We start from the raw sequence: 22,189 nt of genomic DNA on the forward strand, positions 1-22,189 counted from the left end.
ATTAATGCGTAGGCTTTGGCTACAGCAGCTACTTATTGCTTCGGCGTATGCTATTTCAAGTCTTATCAGCTGGAAGTTGTCTTCAGGGCAGCATTTATTTAACTTACATGCTGGGATTGGGGTTGCAGCTTTATTGCTGGGAGGTCCTCGCTCAATCCTTACTTTGGCTCTTGTTTCTTGGGTATTGCCAGCTCTACAAGGCTATTCACTTCAAGGTGTGTTGGCGCTTTCACTACTGAATATTTTGCAGCCCTTATTGGTACAGGCCTTATTGCCCAAATTTGCTGTAGATGGGGAGCTGCGCGTTAAAGACAGCATGCGGCTGCTTTTTGCTGGCCCCTTGGTCGGCGGATTTTTTGCCGCCAGCTGCGGTATTGTTATTCAAAGTGTATTTTTGCCTACCCCAAGCACGACGCTGTTTTTTGATTGGATCTCTTGGTGGTTGGGGGATGCTCTCTTTATTTTAATTGTGGTGCCATTTTGTTTTGGCTTGCTGCATCAACGTGCCATGATTTGGCCAAGTAGGCTGGCTGAATTGTTGCTAGCGGTTGCCATTACTGGCTTTGGTGCGCTATTGCTCAACCAATTTAATGGCTATAAAGAATTATTGTTTTTATTGTTCCCTTTAATTATTTGGTCTGCATTACGCTTTGGCCATGTTGGGAATGGGGTGCTGGGAATAACTGTCGCATTATTAGCGCTGTGTTCGTCGTTAGGCAGTATTTGGGTGGGGGGCGTTTTATCGAGTTTGCTGCTGCTTTTATCTGTGGTGGTGACCGGCGTGGTGCTGGCAGCCTCTAATCAAGAAGAATTTGTCGCGGCCCAAAGCACGCGCTTGGCCGCGCAAGTTTTTGGCAATGCCAGTGAGGGGATCTTAATTACCGATGCCAATGCCCGTATTGTGGCCGTAAACCCCGCTTTTTGCCGTATTACGGGCTTTGATCCTAGGGATGCGATTGGTCGTATTTCGCGGATGTTTAAGCAGCAAGGGCAGCTAGATATTAACTGTAATATGGTGGATGAGCTAAATACTTACGGCCAATGGCAGGGGGAGGTGGAGGATAAGCGTAAGTGTGGAGAAGTTTACCCTGCGTGGCTCTCCATTAGTGCAGTAAGGGATGAGCAGGGCAGTATGACCAATTATGTGGGGGTTTTTTCTGATTACACCCATAGAAAAGAAGCTGAGCAGCGGCTTTTTCATCTGGCCAATCATGATCCGTTAACGGGTTTGTATAATCGTATGGCTTTGCAAGAAAAGCTTAATCATGCGGTGCTAAGCGCTCATGACAAGCCGTTTGCAGTATTGTTTATTGATCTAGACCGCTTTAAAACCATTAATGACACGCTAGGCCATGAAGTGGGCGATGCTTTATTGGTGATTGTGGCACAACGCTTACAAGCGGTAGTGAACGAGCGTGACATTTTAGCCCGCATTGGTGGAGATGAATTTACTATTTTACTTGAAAATGCCGTGTGCCTTGAGCGAGTAGGGCTGGTGGCCGAGGGCTTACGCCAAGCATTAATCCAGCCTTGCTTGATTAATGGTCAAGAGTTGTTTGTTAGCTGCTCAATTGGTGTGAGTGTTTATCCTTGTGATGGCAAAACGCCTGCGGCCCTACTTAAAAACGCTGATGTGGCGATGTACCGTGCCAAAGAAACCGGCAAAAACAATGTGCAGTTTTTTGCCGCCAATATGAATGAAATGGCGTTTGAGCATTTAATGATGGAAAACGGTCTTCGTCACGCCTTAGATCGTCAACAGTTTTGCCTGCACTACCAACCTAAAATTGATTTGGAATCCGGCTGTTTAAGTGGTTTGGAAAGCTTGATTCGCTGGAATCACCCTAGCCTAGGCTTGGTGCCGCCAGTGAGCTTTATTCCTTTGGCCGAAGAAAGTGGCCTGATTGTGGCGATTGGCGAGTGGGTGTTATTTGAAGCGTGCCGACAAATGCATGCTTGGCTGCAAGCAGGCTTGGACATTCCGCATGTGGCGGTCAATTTATCCCCAAGGCAATTTCAAAAAGAAAATCTAGTTCAGAAGGTCAAAGAGGCCCTAGTGCAAAGCGGCTTGCCTGCATCGCGCTTAGAGCTGGAAGTTACCGAGAGCATGATTATGCAAGACCCAAAGCGGGCCGTGCAGACACTTAATGAGTTAAAGTTGATGGGGGTGATGCTGGCGATTGATGATTTTGGCACGGGCTATTCATCGCTCTCTAATCTTAAACACTTCCCGATTGATAGCTTAAAAATTGATCGCTCTTTTGTTGATGGCCTGCCCGAGGATTCAGATAATGCGGCTATTACCGAGGCAATTATTGCCATGGCGCGTAAATTACGCCTCACGGTAGTCGGTGAAGGCGTAGAAACGGCCCAACAAATGTTATTCTTGCGCAAAAGCGGCTGCCATAGCGTGCAAGGTTATTTATACTCGCGCGCTTTATCTGCCGATGATCTTGTGGCGTATCTAGCCCGTGAAGGGCTGGTAAAGCTAAATCCATCTAATAAAGAACCGGTTTTTTAAGGTGATTTTTGTCGCATACGTAGCCTTTTTAAGGCTATTGCGAAAAACGTAAACAGAGTCTGATATGCAAAAAAAATTAATCCACGGTTTTCATGCCGTTGCGTCCCGTGTTAAGCGCTTTCCTGATAGCGTCTTAGAGTTGTTCTTTAATGGCAGCCGCGCCGACCCACGCGCAAAAGAGCTGCTAAAATTAGCAGAGCAGCAGGGCGTGCACGTGATTATGGTGGATGCCGCGCGTTTGGATGGAATGACGGGCCATGCTCGCCACCAAGGCGTAGCGGCGATGATCGATGCGGGTAAATCCTATGTGGTGCTGGAAGATATTCTGGAAGACTTGACTGAGCCACCGTTCTTACTGATTTTGGATGGCATTACCGATCCGCATAATCTAGGCGCTTGCTTGCGCGTGGCCGATGCGATGGGCGTACACGCCGTGATTGCACCAAAAGATAAATCGGTGAGCATTAATGCCACCGTATCTAAAGTGGCTTGCGGCGCTGCCGAAGTCATTCCTTACATTATGGTGACTAATTTAGCGCGTACTTTACGCGACCTAAAAGACCAGAGCGTTTGGATTGTGGGAACGGACGCCGATGCTAAAACAGATTTGCATCACTTTAACCAAACAGGCCCATTGGCTTGGGTATTGGGTAATGAGGGCGAAGGCATGCGCCGCCTAACACGCGAATCCTGCGATACCTTGGTTTCTATCCCGATGTTTGGTTCGGTAGAAAGCTTGAATGTATCGGTAGCCAGCGGGATTATCCTCGCCGAAAGCCGCCGCCAGCGTGAAATGAGTAAGTAATATTAGGGTGGGGTAGGGTGGGTTAGCCAAAATGCTTTTTTTTGGCGTAACCCGCCATGCTCAGCCAGTGGCATAACCCGCCATGCTCAGCCAGTGGCATAACCCACCATGCACAGCGTGCGTAAGCCACTATGCATATCCTCTTCGCTTCACATCCTCCCCACCCTTAAAGAAATCGCCCACACCACCTTTTGCTGCTGTGGCCATAGTGCGGCTAATGCTTCACCTAGCGCGGCCACAGGGTTATAGCCCTTGTCTTCAATAAAATGCCCTGTTGCCGACCAGCTTTGTACATAGCCTAGCAATTCAGCCAATGACCAGTTCACTTCCAGTACAAAATCAGGCGTTGGGATGGGATTAAACGGAAAAGGCAGGCTGGCATAGCCATTTTCAACGTGGTTTCGTTCGGCTGGCCAATAAGCACCAACGATATTGTGGTAAAAATCTTGGAAAATAAGCTCAATTTGCGGATGGCTAATTTGTGGCGTGCCATAGCAGCCAACGGCAATTAGCCCGCTGGGTTTGAGTACCCGTTTTGCCTCAGCATAAAAAGAATCTAAATCAAACCAGTGTAGAGCCTGTGCCACCACAATTAAATCCACGCTGTTTTGAGCGAGCTGGCTGTGGGCTGCATCGGCGCACAAATAGCGAATCTTAGCGTGAGTTGGAGCCAAATTTAATTGGGCTTGGCTGATATCACTGGCAAGCACGCTAGTAAAGTGCTCAGCCAAAGCCGTCGCCGCCTGCCCATTACCTGTGCCGCAATCCCAAGCCTGCGCTTGCTCTGGGCACTGGCTGGCTAGCCATGAAAATAACTCAGCAGGATAGTGGGGTCTGCTGGCTGCATAGTGAGCGGCAAGCTTAGAAAAATGATCGGCCATATTTTTCTCCTTTTATCGCATGATACATACTTAGAATTTAACAGAGTTAAAAAAACGATGGGGTGGTCTACACTAATTGGGTTGGATTTTTTTATTAGGGGTAGAAAATGCCTTATTACCTTGTATATCTAATTGCTATTTTCTGCTCTGCTTTAGCCTCTGCAGAGATCGTTGTTAATATATGCTGGCCATATTGAAGTGTTTGCAGAAGATTTTGAAGCCATAGCAGGAATGAGTGAAATAGGTGTTTATAATTTTATGAATGACCCTCAGTTAGGCATGGCGGTATTGCCAGATACAGAAGATAATAAATTCTATATGATTTTTACCAAGAGAAACCCGCTAGGCCAAGAGTTAAGATTACTGGTAAATAAAGAATTAATGCGTTTGCAGAAGTCTGGCGAATTAAGAAAAATGCTAAGTAATTACTTAAGGCCGTAATTACTCTACATCTCTGTTTCTGATTATATCTCTTGCTCAAATTCATCATAAGTATCGTAGGATGGGTTAACCCCGCGTATTTATTGAGTATTGCTCGCGGGTTTTACTCCATACGCTTATGCTATTGTATTTGTGGCTTAGCTATATTTAGCAGATATCCTGCTGTTTATTAATTAAATAGGTCTGTTACTTTAGTTGTTTTTTATTACAGCTTTGCCATCTACTTACAATTTTTGGGTTTGCCGCAATAATTTCCATGCCATTGTGCCTAATACGGTTACCGCCAACACCAGTGCCGCCCATAAGGCGTAAGTTTTAGCGGCAGAAGGTGTGCTGGCTATTGGGCGGATGGCTGCGGCTTTATTGAGTAAGGCACCTGCTGTAGCGGATGCAATCTGTTTGCCAATAATTAAATCAGTAGCCTGCATCGCGGCGTTTTGGATTTGAATATTGCCAAAGGTAAGAGTAAATGGCGCTTCACCACGGGCGGCAAAGGCGATTTGCTGTGGCAGCCAGCCTGCGGTTAATTTGGGCATACCTTGCCCCAATCCTCCCCCATTTTGTTTGACTTCTAGCCGCCAGTAGCGATGATTATTGGGGCGGGTTTCGATACTTGGGCTTTCGTTGCTTGCAAGGCGATACACAATCATGTTTTGTATGTTTTGCCATGAGTCTTGAGGGCTGGCGCGGCTGGCTAGGCTGACTTCGGCGACGGTATTTAGCTGCGGCAGCGCAAGTTGCAATCGATCGATGGGGGCGTGTAGGCCCAGATCAAACAGATACTCGCCTTGCTGAGGGTGGGTGGCCACGACGGGCGTTAGCCATATTCTGTTGGTGATTGGGGTATCTTGTGTAGAGGATTGCAGTAGGGCTTGTGTGAGGGTAAGCGGTGTTTCAGGACTCAGGCGCAGATACTTTGCTTTAACCCCTGCTAAATCAATTTTGGCTTGTTTCAGTGTTTGGCCTTGATAATCAAGCTGCACTAGCGCCGTATTGCCGAGTGCTTGCCAAGATTTTAAATCATCGCTGGCCGCTAGCTTGAGCTGGCTTTGGTAATTACTTTCTTGCCAATTTAAAGCGAGGGTTTCAAAGCGTCCTTGGATTTGTGATGCATCTACGATATAGCTACTTTGGCTGGAGCTGCTGCTGCTTTGGGCGCTGAGCTGGCCATCGCTATGGATGTGTACCGATATTTGCCGCTCATGCTCGGCCGTGGCGTAAGGGAAAAAGCGCAGCGCGGTTTGTGTGGATTGGGTGGTGGTGGTTGGGGTGATAAAAGCATAAGGCACTACTTCGCCTGCGGCATTAAACACCCGCAGATCGCCTAAATTTGCGTCTTGGGTAAATTGATACACGCTAATGGGCAAATCCAGCCGGTAAAAAGGCGCGCTTTCTTTGATGATTAAGGCTTGCTGATGGCTAAATAGATTGCTGGTTAGCGTGGCGGGCAGCGGCGTAGGCGTGGGTTTTTTGGCCAGGGTAAGGGGGCTGATGCAAAACAATAAAATCAGCAAGCGGCGCATGGGTTTTCCTTTGATGAACGAATTTTACTTGCCTCCACAAAAATCACGGGTAGCATTTCGTGTTACTTGGTTATGTCTCTTGCTCAAACAAAGCCATGTATTACATATTGGGCAATATGTTGTAGGGGCGCTGCTTGCTGCGCCTCTACGAGTTAGCACTATTGGCGTTGATCTTCTCAGATAAACGACAAAAAATGAGCAAGAGACATCATCAGGGTGGTTTTTGCTGAGCTATCCCGCTCAGCAGGGAAAATAATGGCTTATCCCTCCGCCCCGCTTGATTCCTGCTTGGGTGGCAGGGGTGATAAATAGCCGATGATGAGCAGTAAAATCCCCACGCCAATAAAGCTAACGATGCGCTCTATGCCGCTGATTCTGGATAAATCGATAATAAAGAGTTTGGCCACCACCACCACTAAGAGGGCCGCACCACTAAACCATAGCGATCTATCCAGTTTACGGGCAGAAAACAGCATGATGCCAAAGGCCAGTAGCGTCCAGAAAATGGATAGTGAGGCTTGCACTAGGGTGGAATGCTGTAGCGCACTGGCCACATACGGCACATCGCCCCAATGGTGCAGGGTGCGCAGTAAGACGCCATTGAGCCAGACAAAGGCCGTGAACCCAACCCCGATCTTTAGCCACTGCTGTGGTAAACCGCCGCGCAGCTTATCCACGCGATACAGCCATAAGCCGATTAAGGCAAAGATGCCGATTTGGATCAGATCGAGCGGATTAAGTAGCGGCCAGCGGCTGCCACTTTGGCTAAGGTTGGCGTAAAACGTCCACAGCCACATGATAAGCATCACGGGGGCCGAGGCAATAGCGCATAGGCGCAGCATGCTGCCACGGCGGGTAAGCTGCATGGCGGCCAGCGCAAATAATCCCCAAGCCAGCATAAAGATTTGTTGCATATTGCTGGAGCGGATGGCTTCTAATACCGAGAAAGGTAAGGCAAGGCCGTGGTGCAGGCCGCGCAATAAAGCGCCGTTAAACCAAATAAATAAGGTGGCAAGTAGGGTATAGGCTAGCCAATTGGGTAAAACGGCAGCGTTAAATAGGCTAGCTTTCTGATCGCGCCACGCCATATACAGCGCGCCAAATACCGCCAGCTGTGCCAGCTCTAGTAGATTAAAGAGCGGCAAATAGCGGATGGCCAAGAGGCTGCCATCGTTAAAGTTGGCGATCAGCAGCCAAGCCCATAGCACGGTAAGTAAAGCACACACGCTGATGCGGGTTGCCAGCAGCCCACCTAGGCGTTTAGCCGCCAGCACGGCCAAGATCGATGTCGCGCTCCAAAATAGTGTAAATACCGCCTGCACTTTCAGCGAGTTAATCAGGGTAGTGAGGCTGTAATCCTCGCCTCCCCAATGGGCAAACACGCGCAGTAGGATGGCGTTCAGCCACAGAAACCCCAGCCCAAGTAAACTAGGGGCCAGCCATGGTGTGAGATCAAGCAAATCCAGCTTGCGTAAGCGCCTGATCCAAGCCAGCAGCCCTACGAGCCCAAGGCCAAAGGCGATATCCAGCGGATTGAGTAGCGGTACATAAGGCAGTGGCGCGGCATTGCCATCACTGCCAAGTGCCAATAGCGCCCAGATCACTAATCCTGCCGCAATCGGCGCGGCACCTGCCACAAAATAAGCGCGGGGGAAGCGTGCAATGGGCCAGCTGATTTTTCTGCCATATTCGGCCAGCAGCCAAAGCACGGCTGCGCTGATGATAGGCCAAGCCACATTGCGCCATACTCCTTCTGGCACGGCTTGGCGAATCAGCCAAGCTAGCTCGGTGGCTAGCAAAATACTAATGAGCCATATGCCTAGCGCATGCAATATTTCGATGGCGGGATGATCTTCTTCATGCCTATGAAGCAGCCACAGCGCCAATGCTAAGGCCAGCGGCCATGCCAGCATGCCCAGCCCCGTCATCGCATGGCTATGATGAATCAGTACTTGCAATAACATCAAGCCAAGCACTGGAAAGAGGGCGAGTGCAGGCAGGCGCAGTAGCGGCCACGCCCATTTTTTGCAAGCTAAGCTGGCCAGTAGCGCGCTAAAGCCGATAAAGATCACCTCGGCCGAGTATTGCTCGGAGCCGAGGACAAAGGCTTCAATCTCATAGAGGCCAGCACCCAGCCACCAGGTTAATCCCCATGCTGCCAGTAAGGGCGAGAGGGTAATCCCAGGTTTAAACCATTCCAGCGCCGCTTTTTTTTGCAATAAATAGCCGCTAAATAAGCCAGATAAAGCCAGCATCAGGCCGCCGATATAGCCGCTATTGAGGATGGCAATAGCGTTTTCATTGAGCGGGTCAGCCTGATTAAAGAAGGCGATGCCAGCAATGGCTTGCAAGACCAGTGCACAAAGCAGGGAGCGTAGTCTTTGCTGACGTAAGCTCACCCAAATAATCGCCGCCGCTTCAACTGCCCAGCTGGCGGCGGTGGTGCGGGCATCAAAGGCCAGTGGAATGGCTAGCGTGGCAAACAACACACCCAGCGCTAATAGAGCCTCAAATAATAGGCACAGCTCGTTTCGTTTGCGTTGCCACAGATATTGGGCAATGCCGGTATAAAAAGCGGATAGGGCAACGGCGCTGCCCGCCAGTGCAAATTGAATCTCATGCACCAGCGCAGCCTGCAGGCCAAAGGCCGCCAGCGGTGTGCCAAAAATCAGCGTGCCGTCTACATAGCTTTTAAGCGCGATTTGCTGCCGCAGGGCATAGAGCAGGGCAATACTGACATAAAACAAGAAAAATAAAATTAAAAATGGCTCGGTACTGGCTAAGAGTTCAGGCCGGTATTTAAGCGCTCCCCAGCTTGTGGCAATCCCAAAGGTAAAGACAAAGCCGAGTAAATTCAGTGGTCGCCACGTTTTATACCAAGCCATGGCGAAAATACCGGCATTCAGCAGCGCAAAATAGCCAAACAGCGCGATATGGCTGCCGCTACCGGTGGAGGTCAAAATCGGGGCTAAAAAGCCGCCCGTAATCCCCATGACCGCCAGTGATCTGGCGTCTTGTTTAATCGCCAAAATAGCCGAGAACACGGCGACCAGCACTAAAAACGCCAGTGCAAAGCCGGCAGGAATCACGGCAAACTTGAGTGCGGTAAAGGCGGTAAGATAAAGCACGCCCACACCACCGCCTTGCATAATCAGCGCGTATTCGCGGCGCTTATCCCGTAATCGCCAGCCAATCACCAAGAGGGCAACGGCACCGAGCGCCGTGCCAGCAAAGCGCAGCTCTACCGGCAGCATGCTGTTGTCGGCGGCAAATTTCAGTAAAAACGCCACGCCAAAAAAGAGGATTAAGATCCCAACCCGCACCACGGTATTGCCGCCCAATAGCCAATTTTTAGCCATTTGGTAAGCATGATTAAATTGGGTGTCTAGCCAGCTAGGCGCGGCCTGTGGGCGAGGGCTAAGGGCTTGGGGCGGCTCGGCGGCTTGGGGGAGCGGCGTGGTATCTGGCCTAGATGGGTTAATTGCAATGCTTGGCAAAATAGGCGTGACGGCTTCGGGCATAGCAGCCAGGCTAGGCTCTGGCGTAAGTGCTTCAGGTGCCGAGGTAATATTTTGTTCTGGAGTGAGTGCGTCAGTGGCGAGGGTAAGGCTTGGCTCTGGTGCTAGCACTTCAGTGGCGAGGGTAATGCCTGGCTCTGGAGTTAGCTCTTCAGTTGCGAGGGTAATGCTTGGCTCAGGTGTTAACGCTTCAGGCTTAGGGATGATTGGCTTGGCTGGCTCAATGTTGTTGGCTTCGCGGGCCGTGGCTTTCATTTGCGCTACTTCTGCCTGCAAAAACGCCAGTGATTGCTCTAGTTGATCCACCCTTTGCCTTAAGCTAAGCACGCTGGCGTTAGCTACAGGTGGTGTTTGCTCCTGCTTACTTGCCTGAGCTGGGCTGGTGGATTGCTTACTTATAAAAATGTAAATCACAAAACCCAATAGGCCGCAGCCAAATGCGCCTCCCACACCAAATTGAAATCCACCCAAAATCATGGCGATCAAAATAAAGATACTGGCTTTCATGTGCGCCCTTGCTGTGCATGCATTCATGGGTACGACGCACCCATTTACGCATCTGAATGAGAGGATGGTTTTTTAGCGTGGATTACGGTGAAATTTACCTGCTTGATTTAAATAACTGATGTTATGCAGTATTAATTTTTTAGTGCCGTCGGTACGTTGATTTTGCTGCGCTCTCCCCGCTGGATCGGATGCGTGCTTCAAGGTGGGGTAAGCCAATCCTATCAACTTAAGCAATATGCCATTCGTAGGGCGGGTGCAACCCGCGAGTCATGCTGAAAAAACGCGGGTTTTATCCGTCCTACGATGTTTCTTTACAATAGGTAGATCTAAGTTGATCGCTTAAGGTTTAACGATCAATAGTGCCCTTAAGTTAATAAGATTGGGATTTAAGTCCCGTGCCACGAGTGGGGATAAAAACTTAATAAACCGGGTTTGGAAATGGCTAAAAACCCAAAAAAATAGCAAAATTTAGCTGACGTTTTTCTCTGTGAAACTCTGTGTTCTCTGTGGTTCAAGATTTGGGTTTTGGCTGCGCAACATCAGTTAAATAATGTTGTTAAGGTATGGTATTGCCCCTACCATTTTTTCTTGGCTTGCTTGTGGTTTTAGCTGGCCTTAAATCATCGCCATCTTGGTAGCTTTTTAAAATGTTTTCAGAAAGCTGCAGTACGGCCGTCGCGTAAAGTGTGCTTTTGTTGTAGCGAGTAATCACATAAAAATTATTAAAGCCTAAAAAGTGGCTAGTAAAGCCTGGCTCGGTTTCTAGTGAGAACAGCACGGCTTTTTCAGCGGTATCTAGCTCGCTGATCGGCACGACGCCTTTTTGCATCAGCTCGCCCACGCTGTAATGCAGATTAAATTTATCTGCAAAAACATCACTTAAATCAGCGTTGATATTGACGGCGGTGTAGGCGCTTTTACCCTGCTGCCAACCGTGTTCTTTTAAATAGTTGGCAACGCTGGCGATGGCATCATTAGGGTGATTCCAGATATCGCGGTGGCCGTTTTGGTCATAATCAACGGCATATTGGCGAAACGATGAGGGCATAAATTGCGGCCAGCCCATCGCTCCCGCGTAAGAGCCTTTAAAGCTGAGCGGATCTTCGTTTTCTTCACGTGCTAATAGTAAGAATTCGGTGAGCTCTTTTTGGAAGAACTCGGCACGGCGTGGGTAATCAAAGGCAATGGTGGTGAGCACGTCCAAAATATGAAAGCTGCCGGTGTTTTTACCATAATTGGTTTCAGCGCCCAAAATCGCCACGATGACTTCTGGCTCTACCCCATAGCGCTCGCTGATTTCTTTGATGGCAATGGCGTGTTCACGCCAGAATTTAGCCCCCGCCAAGCTGCGCGCTGGGTTTACAAAGTTCACCCGAAAGGTATACCAAGGTCTAGCGGTAGAAGGGCGATCTAAAATATCTAAAACATTGCTTTTGGGCGTGGCGCGGTTCAGCGTTTGTACTAGCTCTTCTTCGCTAAATTGGTAAGCGGCTGCGGTGGCTTTGATATAGGCCTGCACATCTTCACGGGCAACGAGGGCTTCATCGGCGTGGGCGAAACCCATCAGGCTAACTAATAACAGGGGAAGAAATTTACGCATTGTTTTCACTTACATAATGTGTGGAAGGGTGGGCTATGCTGTGCCCCTATTGGGAGAGCGCCGTAGAAAGTAATTGTGCGGTGATATCTACAATCGGAATCACGCGCTGATAATCCATTCTGCTTGGGCCTATCACACCCAGTGTGCCAACAATTTCGCCGTTGACGCGATAGGGCGCGGTAATGACCGAGCATTCATCTAAGGGAGCCAAGCCAGATTCATCACCGATATAAATTTTAACGCCATCAGCGTGATTGCCTAGATCTAACAACTGCAGTAGCGCCGTTTTTTGCTCAAATAGCGCAAATAACTGGCGCATTCTGATGACATTTGAGGATAAATCACCAAAGCCTAATAGCTGGTGCTCGCCTGCAATCACCATGGAATCACTATGTTGTGCCAAAGAAGCGCCAACAGCTACGGCGGCATTCATCAGGCCGACAATATCGCTTTTAAGCCGAACTAACTCGTTTTGTACTAGATGAGTGAGCGCCGAAAGTGTTTTGCCTGAGCAATATTCATTCAAAACATTGGCAGCTTCAATCAGCTCGCTGGCGCTAAACAGCCGCTCGGTTTGTAAAATACGGTTTTGTACATCGCCATCGCTGGTGACTAAAATCAGCAGCACACGACGCTCTGATAGCTGCATAAATTCGATTTGCTTGAGCAAAATATCGTGGCGCTTAGGGCTTTGCACCATGCCGGCAAATTGGGTCAGCTGCGATAAAATCTGCGATGCAGCCGCCACGCTGCGCTGAGGGCTATCGATGGGGAGCTGCTCGGTGAGTTCGGTAATAGTGGGTTGATCTAAAGCTTGTACTGTAAGCAATGAATCAACAAATACACGGTAAGCTAGCGCGGTAGGAACTCGGCCTGCCGAGGTATGTGGGCTAGCAACAAAGCCCAGCGCTTCTAAATCAACCATAGTATTGCGAATGGTTGCCGAGCTAATATCTAGCCCAGAAAAGTGCTGCAGCGCTTTAGAGCCAATAGGTTGCCCGTCGGCAATGTAGCGCTCGACGAGGGTTTTAAGTAGAATTTGAGAACGATCGTTCAGCATATTGGCTAATGGCGCTAGAGTTTATGGCGAATCTTACTTTGTTTTACAAGGACTTTTGCATCCAAGCAAGATGTGCTGTGTTGTTTTAGTGAGTTTAAAGCAAAGCGCGCGGGTGTTTTTTTATTAAATTTCGGGTCTAATAAGCTTATGCATAGTCTACTGTTCAAAACCATTGCCGTGGTTGGCCGTACGGGCACACCGACCTTAGACGAGCCGATTCGCCGTCTTGCCGCACTACTGGCTCGCGCAGGCGTCAAGGTTTTCTTAGATCAAGCTACTGCGGATGAGCATGGTATCACCGAACATCAGACGGTTAGCCGCGATAATATCGGCAAAGTGGCTGATCTGGTGATTGTGCTGGGTGGTGATGGCACGATGCTAGGCGTTGCTCGCTTATTGGCTCCTTACCGCATCCCCCTTGTAGGTATCAATCAAGGCCGTTTGGGCTTTATGACTGATATTTCGGTGGATGAGATGGACGAGCTGGTGATTGCAATGCTGTACGGTGAGTTTATCCCCGAAGAGCGCATCCTGCTTGAAACCACCGTAGTGCGTGATGGCCATGAAATCGATAACGCACTGGCGTTTAATGACGTGGTGTTTAGCCGTGGTAATACCGGCGCCATGATCGAGTTCGAAATCTTTATCGATGGGCGCTTTGTCTATAGCCAGCGCTCGGATGGCCTGATTGTTTCTACGCCTACCGGCTCCACGGCCTATGCGCTGGCCTCGGGTGGGCCGATTTTGCATCCAAGCTTACCTGCTATTGCGCTTGTGCCCATCTGCCCACAATCTTTGTCTAATCGCCCGATTGTGGTGAATGATACCTGTGCGGTGGAGTTCTTCCTGACGCGCTCGCAAGATGCACGGGTTTATTTTGATAATCAATCGCACTGTGATCTGCACGAAAAAGACCGCGTATTGATTAGCCGCTACCGCAACACTTTAAGAGTGCTGCACCCTAATAGCTATCACTATTATGACACCCTAAGAGAGAAACTACGCTGGGGCGAGCGTTTGTAAGGGGGGAATTTAATTCAAAACCCAAATCTTGAACCACAGAGAGCACGCAGGACACGGAGTTACACAGAGAAAAACGAGGACATATCGCTTTATGGCGTCATCCATCTCATCTGTTTTTTGCCGCTGTGCTTAAAAATATTAAACGTGCAGTTTTAGACAGAAATCGCTGATGTATTGCTTAATAAATGGTTTTCTCCGTGATCCTCCGTGTTCTCCTTAACTTCGTGGTTTAAGGTTTGGGTTTATTTTCTTTTGTGGTAACTGTAACCAAGGTGTAAACAAAGCGCATGCTGCTTTCTATCTCACTTAAATCATTTGTTATCGTCGACGAGCTTGTCCTCGATTTTGCCTCTGGCTTAACCACCTTAACGGGGGAAACGGGCGCGGGTAAATCCATTGTGATTGATGCTTTGGGCTTGCTTTTAGGGGGAAGGGCAGAAAGCGCGGTAGTGCGCCACGGGGCAGATAAGGCTGAGTTGCAAGCGCGGTTTGTCGTCCCCCAAACAACCTTGGCATGGCTAGAGGCCGAGGCCTTGCAAGGGGATGAAGGTGGGGAGCTGCTGATCCGGCGCAATATAGATAGCCATGGTAAATCTCGTGCTTGGATCAACGGGATTTCTGCCACCTTGGCCCAGCTAAAAACACTGGGTGAACAGTTGGTGGATATCCACGGCCAGCATGCGCCGCAATCCTTATTGCGCCCCGATGTGCAGCGTGATTTAGTCGATGGCTATGCGGGCTCAACTGCGCTGGCGCGAGATGTGGCTGGGCTATTTAAAGATTGGAAAATCGCCACCGATGAATTAGCTACAGCTAGCAATAATGCCGAGGCTTTTGAAGCAGAACGCGAACGCCTGCAATGGCAGGTCGAAGAAGTAGCGGCCTTGCAATTTACTGCGGCAGAATGGCCGGAGCTACAAGCCGAGCATAAGCGCTTACACCACGCAGCTAGCCTGATTGATGGGGTGCAAAGCAGCCTATTGATGCTGGCTGATGGCGATGAAAATTGCCAATCTTGGCTAGGAGCCGTGGCGACTAAGCTCAGTGCCTTGGCCGATTTTGATGCGGGTATTTCTGAGACGCTTGAATTACTAGCCAGCACTGAAGCGCAGATGACCGAGTCGGTGTACGCGCTACGCCGTTACGCCGATCATCTCGAGCTAGATCCGGCGCGCCTTGCCGATGTCGAGGGCCGCCTAGACGCTATCTTTCGTATGGCGCGTAAATACCGTGTTGAACCTGCGGATTTACCAGAAAAACTCGCCAGCTGGCAAGAGCGCTTGGCCGAATTAGGCGGAGCGCAAGGCCTAGAAGCCGTACGCCGCCGAGCACAAAAATTAGAAGCCGAATACCGCAAGCAAGCTGCAACGCTGTCAAATAAACGCAAAGCAGCGGCAGCTAAGCTAGGTAAATTGGTTACTGCAGAATTACAACTGTTGGCCTTGGTGGGCAGCCGTTTTGAAATTGCCCTACATGCTCACGAAGCCCCAGCCAGTTTTGGCTTAGAAACTATTGAATTTATGGTGGCCAATCACCCAACCACCCCAGCCAGAGCGATGGCAAAAGTGGCTTCCGGTGGTGAGTTGTCTCGGATTAGCTTGGCCTTGCAAGTGATTACCAGCCAAGTTGCTAATGTGCCTACTTTGATTTTTGATGAGGTGGATGTGGGGATTGGCGGGCGCGTGGCCGAGATTGTTGGCCGCATGTTGGCCGATTTAGGCGCGGCGCGACAAGTGCTGTGTATTACCCATTTACCTCAAGTTGCAGCGTGTGGATTTCAGCAGCTACAAGTGAGCAAAACCCAATCCGCAACTGGCGTACTCAGCACCATCCGCATGCTGAGCATTGAAGAGCGCATCGAAGAAATAGCCCGCATGCTAGGCGGAGTAGAAATCACCGGCACCACCCGCCAGCACGCAGCAGAAATGTTGGGTGTGGCCGCGGTTTAGTTGCAGTTGTATTTCAAATATAAACCCAAGTCCTGGACCACGGAGTACACAGAGAACACCATCATTTAAGGCTCGTGGTTGGATAATGGTTTTTTAAAGGTTTTTTCCGTGGCCCTCCGTGTTCTCTTTAACTCCGTGGTTTAAGATTTGGGTTTAATGTTTTTGTTATTTTGGGTTTTTATGAATGATTTAGATTTTATGAATGAGGCCCTGCAAGAGGCGCAGCGCGCCAAAGAGTTGGGCGAGGTGCCGGTAGGAGCGATTGTGGTGCATCAGGGCCAGATTATCGGTCGTGGCTGCAACCAACCTATCTTGCGCCATGATCCAAGCGCACACGCAGAGATGATGGCGATTCGCCAAGCAGCACGCCATCTGGGCAATTATCGCCTGCCAGAGTGCGAGTTATTTGTGACTTTAGAGCCATGCATTATGTGCGCTGGCGCGATCTTGCATTCACGGATTGCCCGTGTTGTATATGCGGCAACCGATCCTAAAACGGGGGCGGCGGGCAGTGTGATTAATCCTTTTGCCGATTGCCGATTAAATCATCAAACGCAAGTGGTGGATGGGGTGATGGCGCAGGAGTCTGCTGACTTACTCAGGGCGTTTTTTCGTGAGCGTCGGCAAGCTGAAAAAGATCGCAAGAAAACTGTCGTATAAATTTCACTACATTGTTTAATATTTACACTTGACTTGGTAGTGGCCGTAAACTACATCTTCACTCTTAATGGGGATGTGGGGATGAAAAAATTATTACTCGCTGTTGCAATGGCAGCTTTACTTGGTGGATGCGCGACTCCGCCCGCACCACTGGCGGCAGTGCCAACCGCCATTCCTTCGGTTAAATCACATAATAAACAAGTGGTGGCTTATATCCGCACTTGGCCTATTGGCTCTACACCGCTTGATATGGATAAGGGCCGCCGCTGGAGTGCTAAGGATATTCAAGGTGATCAACTCACCACTTTAAATTTAAGCTTTGGCTTGATTCGTAATGAAACTGATGTATATATTAAAGACCTAGAGCCACAGCTTAATTCAGATAAAACCGCTACCATTGCCCCATTTGCCAATATGTGGGATGAGGTGGCAAAGCTACAAACTAAATATCCCCATTTAAAAGTAAACGTCTCTATTGGTGGCTGGGGAGCGGATGGTTTTTCTCAATTATCTAGAACACCAGAGTCGCGGGCTAAATTTATTGCTAATGTGATTAAATTAATTGATGAACACAAATTAGCAGGGATTGACTACGATTGGGAATACCCCGTTGGCCCAGATTGGCTGCCTATTGCAAAAGACCCAAGCGATAAAGAAAACTACCCTAAGCTTTTAGAAGAAACCCGCAGCGCTTTAAATGAATATGGCGCTAAAATGGGCAAGAGCTATCAATTGTCGGTGGCTGTACCCGCTGCCGCATGGTTTCTAAAAAATATTGATGTGGTGCGTGTGGCTAAATCTGTTGATTTTATGAAAGTGATGGCTTATGACTTTGCCGGATCTTGGAGTAAAAATACCAGTCACCATACTAATCTATATCAAAATAAATTAGATCCTGATGGTGGCGGCTGGAGTGCCGATCAAGCGATGAATTTGTATATTGACGCGGGTGTTTCGCCAAGCAAATTATTATTAGGTAGTGCCTTTTATGGCCGCGCTTGGCAAGGTGTTGCCGCTAATAATAATGGCCTATATAACGCCTTCAAGAAAGGGGCCTTTGATGATGGCATCACTTGGCAAGACATCAAAGCGTTGAAGGCAAAGGGTGCAACGCGCTATTGGGATCCTGTGGCTAAAGCGCCTTGGTTGTACGATGGTAATTTAATGATTACCTACGAAGATCAAGAAAGCTTGAAGTACAAAGCGCAGTATATTAAAAGCAAGCACCTTGGTGGAATCATGGTTTGGGAGTATGGCCATGATATGGATAGCGAGCTGCCCAAAGTGATTAATGAATCATTGATGTAACCTATCCTAATAAAAAGAGGCTACTTTCGAGTAGCCTCTTTTTATTGTTATTTTAAGAAAAATAGCCGATTAATTTGCAACTAAGTTGCTAATGAATCGATTAGTAAACATTAAAAAAGTGATATACCTCATTACGCTTTGTTTTAAATGAGTTGAATTGCTTAATCGCTGTAAAAATGCAGGCAATGCCATTGGAGTAATCCCTAGTATTTTGTCTGCTTAAAAATTTCTTGATCATCATTGTTGGCATTTTGTTGCGCCGTTATTCACTAATAAATACGGGTTTTTAAAAAACATACCAAATTAAAATAAATCCTTGATGTTGGTCAAGTTTTAGCTAATGATTGTAAAACAATGCCGCATAAATATAAGTGGCAAGTAATGTCGATACCATGGGGCGCATTTATCTAGCGTTGACTTAATCCAAATGGCTTGTGCTCAATATTTATATTGAGGATTGCCTGTGCTTGTTTGTTTTTATTTAGTCATTCTCCTAGGGGTAAATCCCCGTTTAATTTTAAAGGGTTGCTAATAATGAAGAAAGCATTAAATCGCGTAGCTCGTCCTCTACTGCTGTCTGTTTTATTAGGTGGAGCATTCAATGCCATGGCTGCTGAACGCGTCGATTTGGAGGGGTTTGTGGCCCCTGCTGGAATTACAGCTCGTGGCTTAGCTGATGATGGCGTACACAGCTTACTGGGCTTACAAGCTGATGAATTAAAAGCCGCGCGTAGTCAAACTTATCCTGATGGTAAAGTGGTCACTCGCTATCAACAATTTCACCAAGGCGTGCCAGTTTGGGGGGAGGGCGTGGTTGAAAACCGTGCTGCTGGCCTAGCTCAGCCCGCTTTGTCTGGCGCCATGCTGCGTAATCTAAAAAATGATATTCCAAGCGCTAAGCCACTGTACTCGCAAGCGCAAATTCTAAGCCTTGCCAAAACACAGGCACGGGCAATTAAAACTGAAAACGAACAAGCCAAGCTGTATGTCAAGTTGGGTGCAAATAATGTGGCACAACTGATTTATGTGGTGTCATTTATCAATGGCAGCGCTAATAAGCCAAGCCGCCCACACTTTATTATTGATGCTAATACTGGCGTGGTGCTGGATCGCTGGGAAGGAATTACCCATAAAGACGCCACCGGCCCAGGCGGTAATACCAAAACCGGCAAGTATCTCTATGGTACAAACTATGGCCCTTTAGTGGTCAGCGATGATTGCAAAATGGTGAGCACTAATGTGATCACGGTTAATTTAAATCATGGAACAACAGGCTCTACGCCTTATCAGTTTACTTGCCCAAATAACCCTGGCATTGCTGTGAATGGCGCTTTTTCACCGCTGAATGATGCCCATTATTTTGGTAATGTGGTTTTCAATATGTATAAAGACTGGCTCAATCTACGTCCCATTAGCCAAATCCTAACGATGAAAGTCCATTACGGTACTAGCTACGAAAATGCTTTCTGGGATGGCTCTGCCATGAATTATGGTGATGGTGCCAATACTTTCTATCCTCTGGTTTCGATCGATGTTTCAGGGCATGAAATTAGCCATGGCTTTACAGAGCAAAACTCAGGCTTGGTGTATTCCAAGCAATCAGGGGGTATGAACGAAGCGTTTTCGGATATGGCCGGTGAAGCTGCTGAGCTGTATATGAAAGGCACAAACGACTTCCAAGTTGGCGCAGAAATTTTTAAAGCCAACGGTGCACTACGCTATATGGATGATCCAACCAAAGACGGCCGCTCGATCGGCCATGCTAGCCAATACAACGATAGCCTCGATGTGCACTTAAGTAGTGGGGTGTACAACAAAGCGTTTTATCTGCTATCGACCAAGCCAGGTTGGAACACTCGCAAGGCTTTTGAAGTGATGGCCGACGCAAACCATCTGTATTGGACAGCCAACAGCACCTTTAATCAGGGCGCTTGCGGCGTGGAAAAAGCTGCGGCTAGCCGTGGTTATGTGGTGGCTGATGTGACTTCTGCCTTTAGTGGGGTTGGGGTGAGCTGCTTGACCACACCACCGGTGACTAAAGTATTGGTTAAAGCTGTACCTGTAACTGGCATTAATTTGGCAACCAATGCCAGTATCACTTACACCATCGCGATCCCTGCAGGTGCTAAAAACCTGACCTTCAAAACATCTGGCGGTACAGGGGATGCAGATATTTACGCCAAATTTGGTGCAGCAGCTTCAACCACCACTTTTGATGCTAAATCTGATGGTGGCACTAATACAGAAACCATCACAGTTGCAGCGCCAAAAGCAGGCACTTACTACCTACTGCTTAATGGCTACTCCTCTGTAACGGGTGTATCGCTGGTCGCAAACTATCAGTAATTAAGCCGATAACAGCCCCGCTCTTTGCAGAGTGGGGCTTTTTTTTGGATTTGATCCCCGTTTAATAAGGAACTGTGATGAACCGGAAGCTATTAGCATTAATGCTGTGCGGCTTATTTGCCGCCTCTACCGCTGAAGCGGCACCAAAAAAAGTCTGGATTACGCTAGGTGATGCGGCCTTCTTACAGCTGCAAAAGTTAGCCCCTGCCACCATTGCCAAAGAAAGCAAGGCGCTGCTGGCTAATGAGGGCTTAATCGCTGCAGAGCGCGTGCATCTGGTGGAGGTGGATGAGCAGCAGCTGCTGGGTTTATCGGCGGCGGTACACCATGAGCTGCATCGCTGCGGTGGTTTTATGTTTCACAGTAGCGAGGCGGCAGGGCGGCAGGCTTTGCAGGCCCCAGTTACTTTGCTCGCGACTCTTCGGCCTTCTTATGTGCTGGATAACCAGTCGGTGGTAAATGCACTGCTACCCCAAATGCAAGACAGTAATATCGCGCAAACCATTGTTGATATGTCGGCCTTTGCTAATCGCTACTACACCACCAATAACGGTGTGAATGCCTCTAACTGGCTCAAAACGCGCTGGCAGCAAATGAGTGCAGGGCGCAGTGATATCAGCGTGGAGCAATTTAGTCATGCAGGCTGGCCGCAAAAGTCGGTGATTCTGACGATTAAAGGCACGGATAATGCCAGTGAAGTAGTGGTGCTGGGCGGCCATCTGGATTCTATCAATGGCCAAGGCACCACAGAAAACACCCGTGCGCCTGGGGCGGATGATGATGCATCGGGCATTGCCAGCTTAAGCGAGGCGCTGCGGGTGATTGTGGCGAGTGGCTATAAACCCCGTCGCACCATTAAGATAATGGGCTACGCGGCAGAAGAGGTGGGTTTACGTGGCTCGCAAGAGATTGCCAAAAGCTTTAAAGCCGCCAATGTGAATGTGGTTGGGGTGATGCAGCTGGACATGACCAATTACAAAGGCTCAGATAAAGATATCTATCTGTATACCGATTACACCGACAATGCCCAGAATCAGTTTGTGGCTAATTTGCTGACTACTTATCTGCCAAGCGTGCAAATTGGCTACGATAAATGCGGCTATGCTTGCTCAGATCATGCTTCATGGAGTGGGCAAGGTTATTTTGCGTCAATGCCTTTTGAATCCTCATTTACCCAAGATAATCCCTATATTCATACCGCCAACGATACCTATGCCAATAGCGGCAATCAGGCGCAGCACGCGCTGAAATTCTCTAAAATGGCGCTGGCCTTTATGGTTGAGCTAGGTAGCGATGGCCCCGCTGGCCCAGGGCCGGTGGATAAGGTAGAGAATTTCTCTGGCAAGCTAGCGCTGGGGCAACAGCAAAGCTATGGCCCATTTAAAGTGGCGGCAGGGGGGCGTGTGAGTGTGGTGTTGGCTGGAACCGGCGATGCAGATTTATACCTGCGCAAAGGTAGCGCCCCAAGCACCACCGTTTTTGATTGCAAATCCGATGGCCCCAATAGCACAGAAAATTGCGCACTTAATATCAGTGCCAATGCTGATGTTTACTTGCTGCTTAATGGCTATGCTGCCGCGAATTACACCTTAAAGGTCACTTATCGCGCGCAGTAAATATGGTTTAGCTAAAAAAATGCCGCTCAGAGCTGAACTGAGCGGTATTTTTGTGTTTAGTGCGAGGGTTAAATCGCTTGCTCGTTAATTTCGCCAGTACGAATACGTACGACGTGTTCAACCGGCGTTACAAAGATTTTGCCATCGCCAATCTTGCCGGTGTTGGCGGCTTTAATGATCGCTTCAATGGCGGTATCGACTTTATCGTCCTCCAATACCACTTCAATCTTAGCTTTAGGCAAAAAATCGACCACATATTCAGCGCCACGGTAAAGCTCGGTATGGCCTTTTTGCCTGCCAAAGCCTTTTACTTCGGTGACGGTTAAGCCAGAAATGCCTAGCTCGGACAAAGCTTCCCGCACTTCGTCGAGTTTAAAAGGCTTAATGATTGCTTCGATTTTTTTCATTTTGTTTATCCTTTGCTATCGGTG

15 protein-coding genes are annotated in these 22,189 nt (G+C 48.6%); 9 read left to right on the forward strand and 6 right to left on the reverse strand.

Annotated elements, in window-relative coordinates; genetic code table 11:
- The first annotated feature begins 4 nt into the window (after positions 1-4).
- Together Q0R17_RS04805 and rlmB are read left to right on the forward strand one after the other, a co-directional pair.
- Positions 5-2,521 carry an EAL domain-containing protein gene (locus Q0R17_RS04805; protein WP_293932629.1) on the forward strand — a complete coding sequence of 839 codons (2,517 nt, stop codon included), beginning with the start codon at positions 5-7 and terminating at the stop codon, positions 2,519-2,521.
- Between the two features lie 64 nt (positions 2,522-2,585).
- A complete protein-coding gene (gene rlmB, locus Q0R17_RS04810) occupies positions 2,586-3,326 on the forward strand; it encodes a 23S rRNA (guanosine(2251)-2'-O)-methyltransferase RlmB (RefSeq protein ID WP_293932631.1) in 741 nt (246 codons plus the stop codon).
- A gap of 149 nt (positions 3,327-3,475) precedes the next feature.
- Here the strand turns inward: rlmB and Q0R17_RS04815 are convergent, their stop codons facing one another.
- Positions 3,476-4,207 carry a class I SAM-dependent methyltransferase gene (locus Q0R17_RS04815; protein WP_293932632.1) on the reverse strand — a complete coding sequence of 244 codons (732 nt, stop codon included), beginning with the start codon at positions 4,205-4,207 and terminating at the stop codon, positions 3,476-3,478.
- A 198-nt stretch (positions 4,208-4,405) separates the two neighbouring features.
- Between Q0R17_RS04815 and Q0R17_RS04820 the strand changes: the two genes are divergently transcribed.
- Positions 4,406-4,648 (forward strand): hypothetical protein, encoded by a 243-nt coding sequence (locus tag Q0R17_RS04820; RefSeq protein ID WP_293932634.1) that lies wholly within the window; start codon positions 4,406-4,408, stop codon positions 4,646-4,648.
- A gap of 224 nt (positions 4,649-4,872) precedes the next feature.
- On the opposite strand, the gene Q0R17_RS04825 is transcribed toward Q0R17_RS04820, so the two are convergent.
- The 4 genes from Q0R17_RS04825 to hrcA form a co-directional block, all read right to left on the reverse strand.
- Positions 4,873-6,171 carry a DUF3999 domain-containing protein gene (locus tag Q0R17_RS04825; RefSeq protein WP_293932635.1) on the reverse strand — a complete coding sequence of 433 codons (1,299 nt, stop codon included), beginning with the start codon at positions 6,169-6,171 and terminating at the stop codon, positions 4,873-4,875.
- Between the two features lie 260 nt (positions 6,172-6,431).
- The gene (locus Q0R17_RS04830) at positions 6,432-10,196 is read right to left on the reverse strand and encodes a DUF2339 domain-containing protein (RefSeq protein ID WP_293932637.1); all 3,765 of its coding nucleotides are present in this window, start codon (positions 10,194-10,196) and stop codon (positions 6,432-6,434) included.
- A gap of 556 nt (positions 10,197-10,752) precedes the next feature.
- Complete coding sequence (gene mltB / locus Q0R17_RS04835) at positions 10,753-11,796, reverse strand: lytic murein transglycosylase B (RefSeq protein ID WP_293932640.1); 1,044 nt, start codon at positions 11,794-11,796, stop codon at positions 10,753-10,755.
- Positions 11,797-11,842: 46 nt separating this feature from the next.
- Positions 11,843-12,856 carry a heat-inducible transcriptional repressor HrcA gene (gene hrcA / locus Q0R17_RS04840; protein WP_293932642.1) on the reverse strand — a complete coding sequence of 338 codons (1,014 nt, stop codon included), beginning with the start codon at positions 12,854-12,856 and terminating at the stop codon, positions 11,843-11,845.
- Between the two features lie 147 nt (positions 12,857-13,003).
- On the opposite strand from hrcA, the gene Q0R17_RS04845 reads away from it, so the two are divergent.
- From Q0R17_RS04845 to Q0R17_RS04870, 6 genes are all read left to right on the forward strand, one after another.
- Positions 13,004-13,879 (forward strand): NAD kinase, encoded by an 876-nt coding sequence (locus Q0R17_RS04845; RefSeq protein ID WP_293932644.1) that lies wholly within the window; start codon positions 13,004-13,006, stop codon positions 13,877-13,879.
- A gap of 287 nt (positions 13,880-14,166) precedes the next feature.
- The gene (recN, locus tag Q0R17_RS04850) at positions 14,167-15,828 is read left to right on the forward strand and encodes a DNA repair protein RecN (RefSeq protein WP_293932646.1); all 1,662 of its coding nucleotides are present in this window, start codon (positions 14,167-14,169) and stop codon (positions 15,826-15,828) included.
- 180 nt (positions 15,829-16,008) lie between these two features.
- A complete protein-coding gene (gene tadA, locus Q0R17_RS04855; protein ID WP_293932648.1) occupies positions 16,009-16,488 on the forward strand; it encodes a tRNA adenosine(34) deaminase TadA in 480 nt (159 codons plus the stop codon).
- A gap of 81 nt (positions 16,489-16,569) precedes the next feature.
- Positions 16,570-17,796, forward strand: coding sequence for a glycoside hydrolase family 18 protein (locus Q0R17_RS04860; protein ID WP_293932650.1), 1,227 nt, complete (start codon positions 16,570-16,572; stop codon positions 17,794-17,796).
- 534 nt (positions 17,797-18,330) lie between these two features.
- Positions 18,331-20,142, forward strand: a complete 1,812-nt coding sequence (locus Q0R17_RS04865; RefSeq protein ID WP_293932652.1) for a M4 family metallopeptidase — start codon at positions 18,331-18,333, stop codon at positions 20,140-20,142.
- A gap of 77 nt (positions 20,143-20,219) precedes the next feature.
- On the forward strand, positions 20,220-21,758 hold the full coding sequence (locus Q0R17_RS04870; RefSeq protein ID WP_293932654.1) for a M28 family metallopeptidase: 1,539 nt from the start codon (positions 20,220-20,222) through the stop codon (positions 21,756-21,758).
- 68 nt (positions 21,759-21,826) lie between these two features.
- On the opposite strand, the gene Q0R17_RS04875 is transcribed toward Q0R17_RS04870, so the two are convergent.
- Positions 21,827-22,165, reverse strand: coding sequence for a P-II family nitrogen regulator (locus Q0R17_RS04875; protein WP_293932656.1), 339 nt, complete (start codon positions 22,163-22,165; stop codon positions 21,827-21,829).
- Between the last annotated feature and the right edge of the window lie 24 nt (positions 22,166-22,189).

The sequence above is a fragment of the Iodobacter sp. genome (assembly GCF_025352645.1).
Classification (GTDB): domain Bacteria; phylum Pseudomonadota; class Gammaproteobacteria; order Burkholderiales; family Chitinibacteraceae; genus Iodobacter.

Coding starts and splice junctions, on each gene's coding strand:
- Q0R17_RS04805 (WP_293932629.1), top strand. CDS start 5: ATGCGTAGGCTTTGGCTACAGCAGCTACTTATTGCTTCGGCGTATGCT.
- rlmB (WP_293932631.1), top strand. CDS start 2,586: ATGCAAAAAAAATTAATCCACGGTTTTCATGCCGTTGCGTCCCGTGTT.
- Q0R17_RS04815 (WP_293932632.1), bottom strand. CDS start 4,207: ATGGCCGATCATTTTTCTAAGCTTGCCGCTCACTATGCAGCCAGCAGA.
- Q0R17_RS04825 (WP_293932635.1), bottom strand. CDS start 6,171: ATGCGCCGCTTGCTGATTTTATTGTTTTGCATCAGCCCCCTTACCCTG.
- Q0R17_RS04830 (WP_293932637.1), bottom strand. CDS start 10,196: ATGAAAGCCAGTATCTTTATTTTGATCGCCATGATTTTGGGTGGATTT.
- mltB (WP_293932640.1), bottom strand. CDS start 11,796: ATGCGTAAATTTCTTCCCCTGTTATTAGTTAGCCTGATGGGTTTCGCC.
- hrcA (WP_293932642.1), bottom strand. CDS start 12,856: ATGCTGAACGATCGTTCTCAAATTCTACTTAAAACCCTCGTCGAGCGC.
- Q0R17_RS04845 (WP_293932644.1), top strand. CDS start 13,004: ATGCATAGTCTACTGTTCAAAACCATTGCCGTGGTTGGCCGTACGGGC.
- recN (WP_293932646.1), top strand. CDS start 14,167: ATGCTGCTTTCTATCTCACTTAAATCATTTGTTATCGTCGACGAGCTT.
- tadA (WP_293932648.1), top strand. CDS start 16,009: ATGAATGATTTAGATTTTATGAATGAGGCCCTGCAAGAGGCGCAGCGC.
- Q0R17_RS04860 (WP_293932650.1), top strand. CDS start 16,570: ATGAAAAAATTATTACTCGCTGTTGCAATGGCAGCTTTACTTGGTGGA.
- Q0R17_RS04865 (WP_293932652.1), top strand. CDS start 18,331: ATGAAGAAAGCATTAAATCGCGTAGCTCGTCCTCTACTGCTGTCTGTT.
- Q0R17_RS04870 (WP_293932654.1), top strand. CDS start 20,220: ATGAACCGGAAGCTATTAGCATTAATGCTGTGCGGCTTATTTGCCGCC.
- Q0R17_RS04875 (WP_293932656.1), bottom strand. CDS start 22,165: ATGAAAAAAATCGAAGCAATCATTAAGCCTTTTAAACTCGACGAAGTG.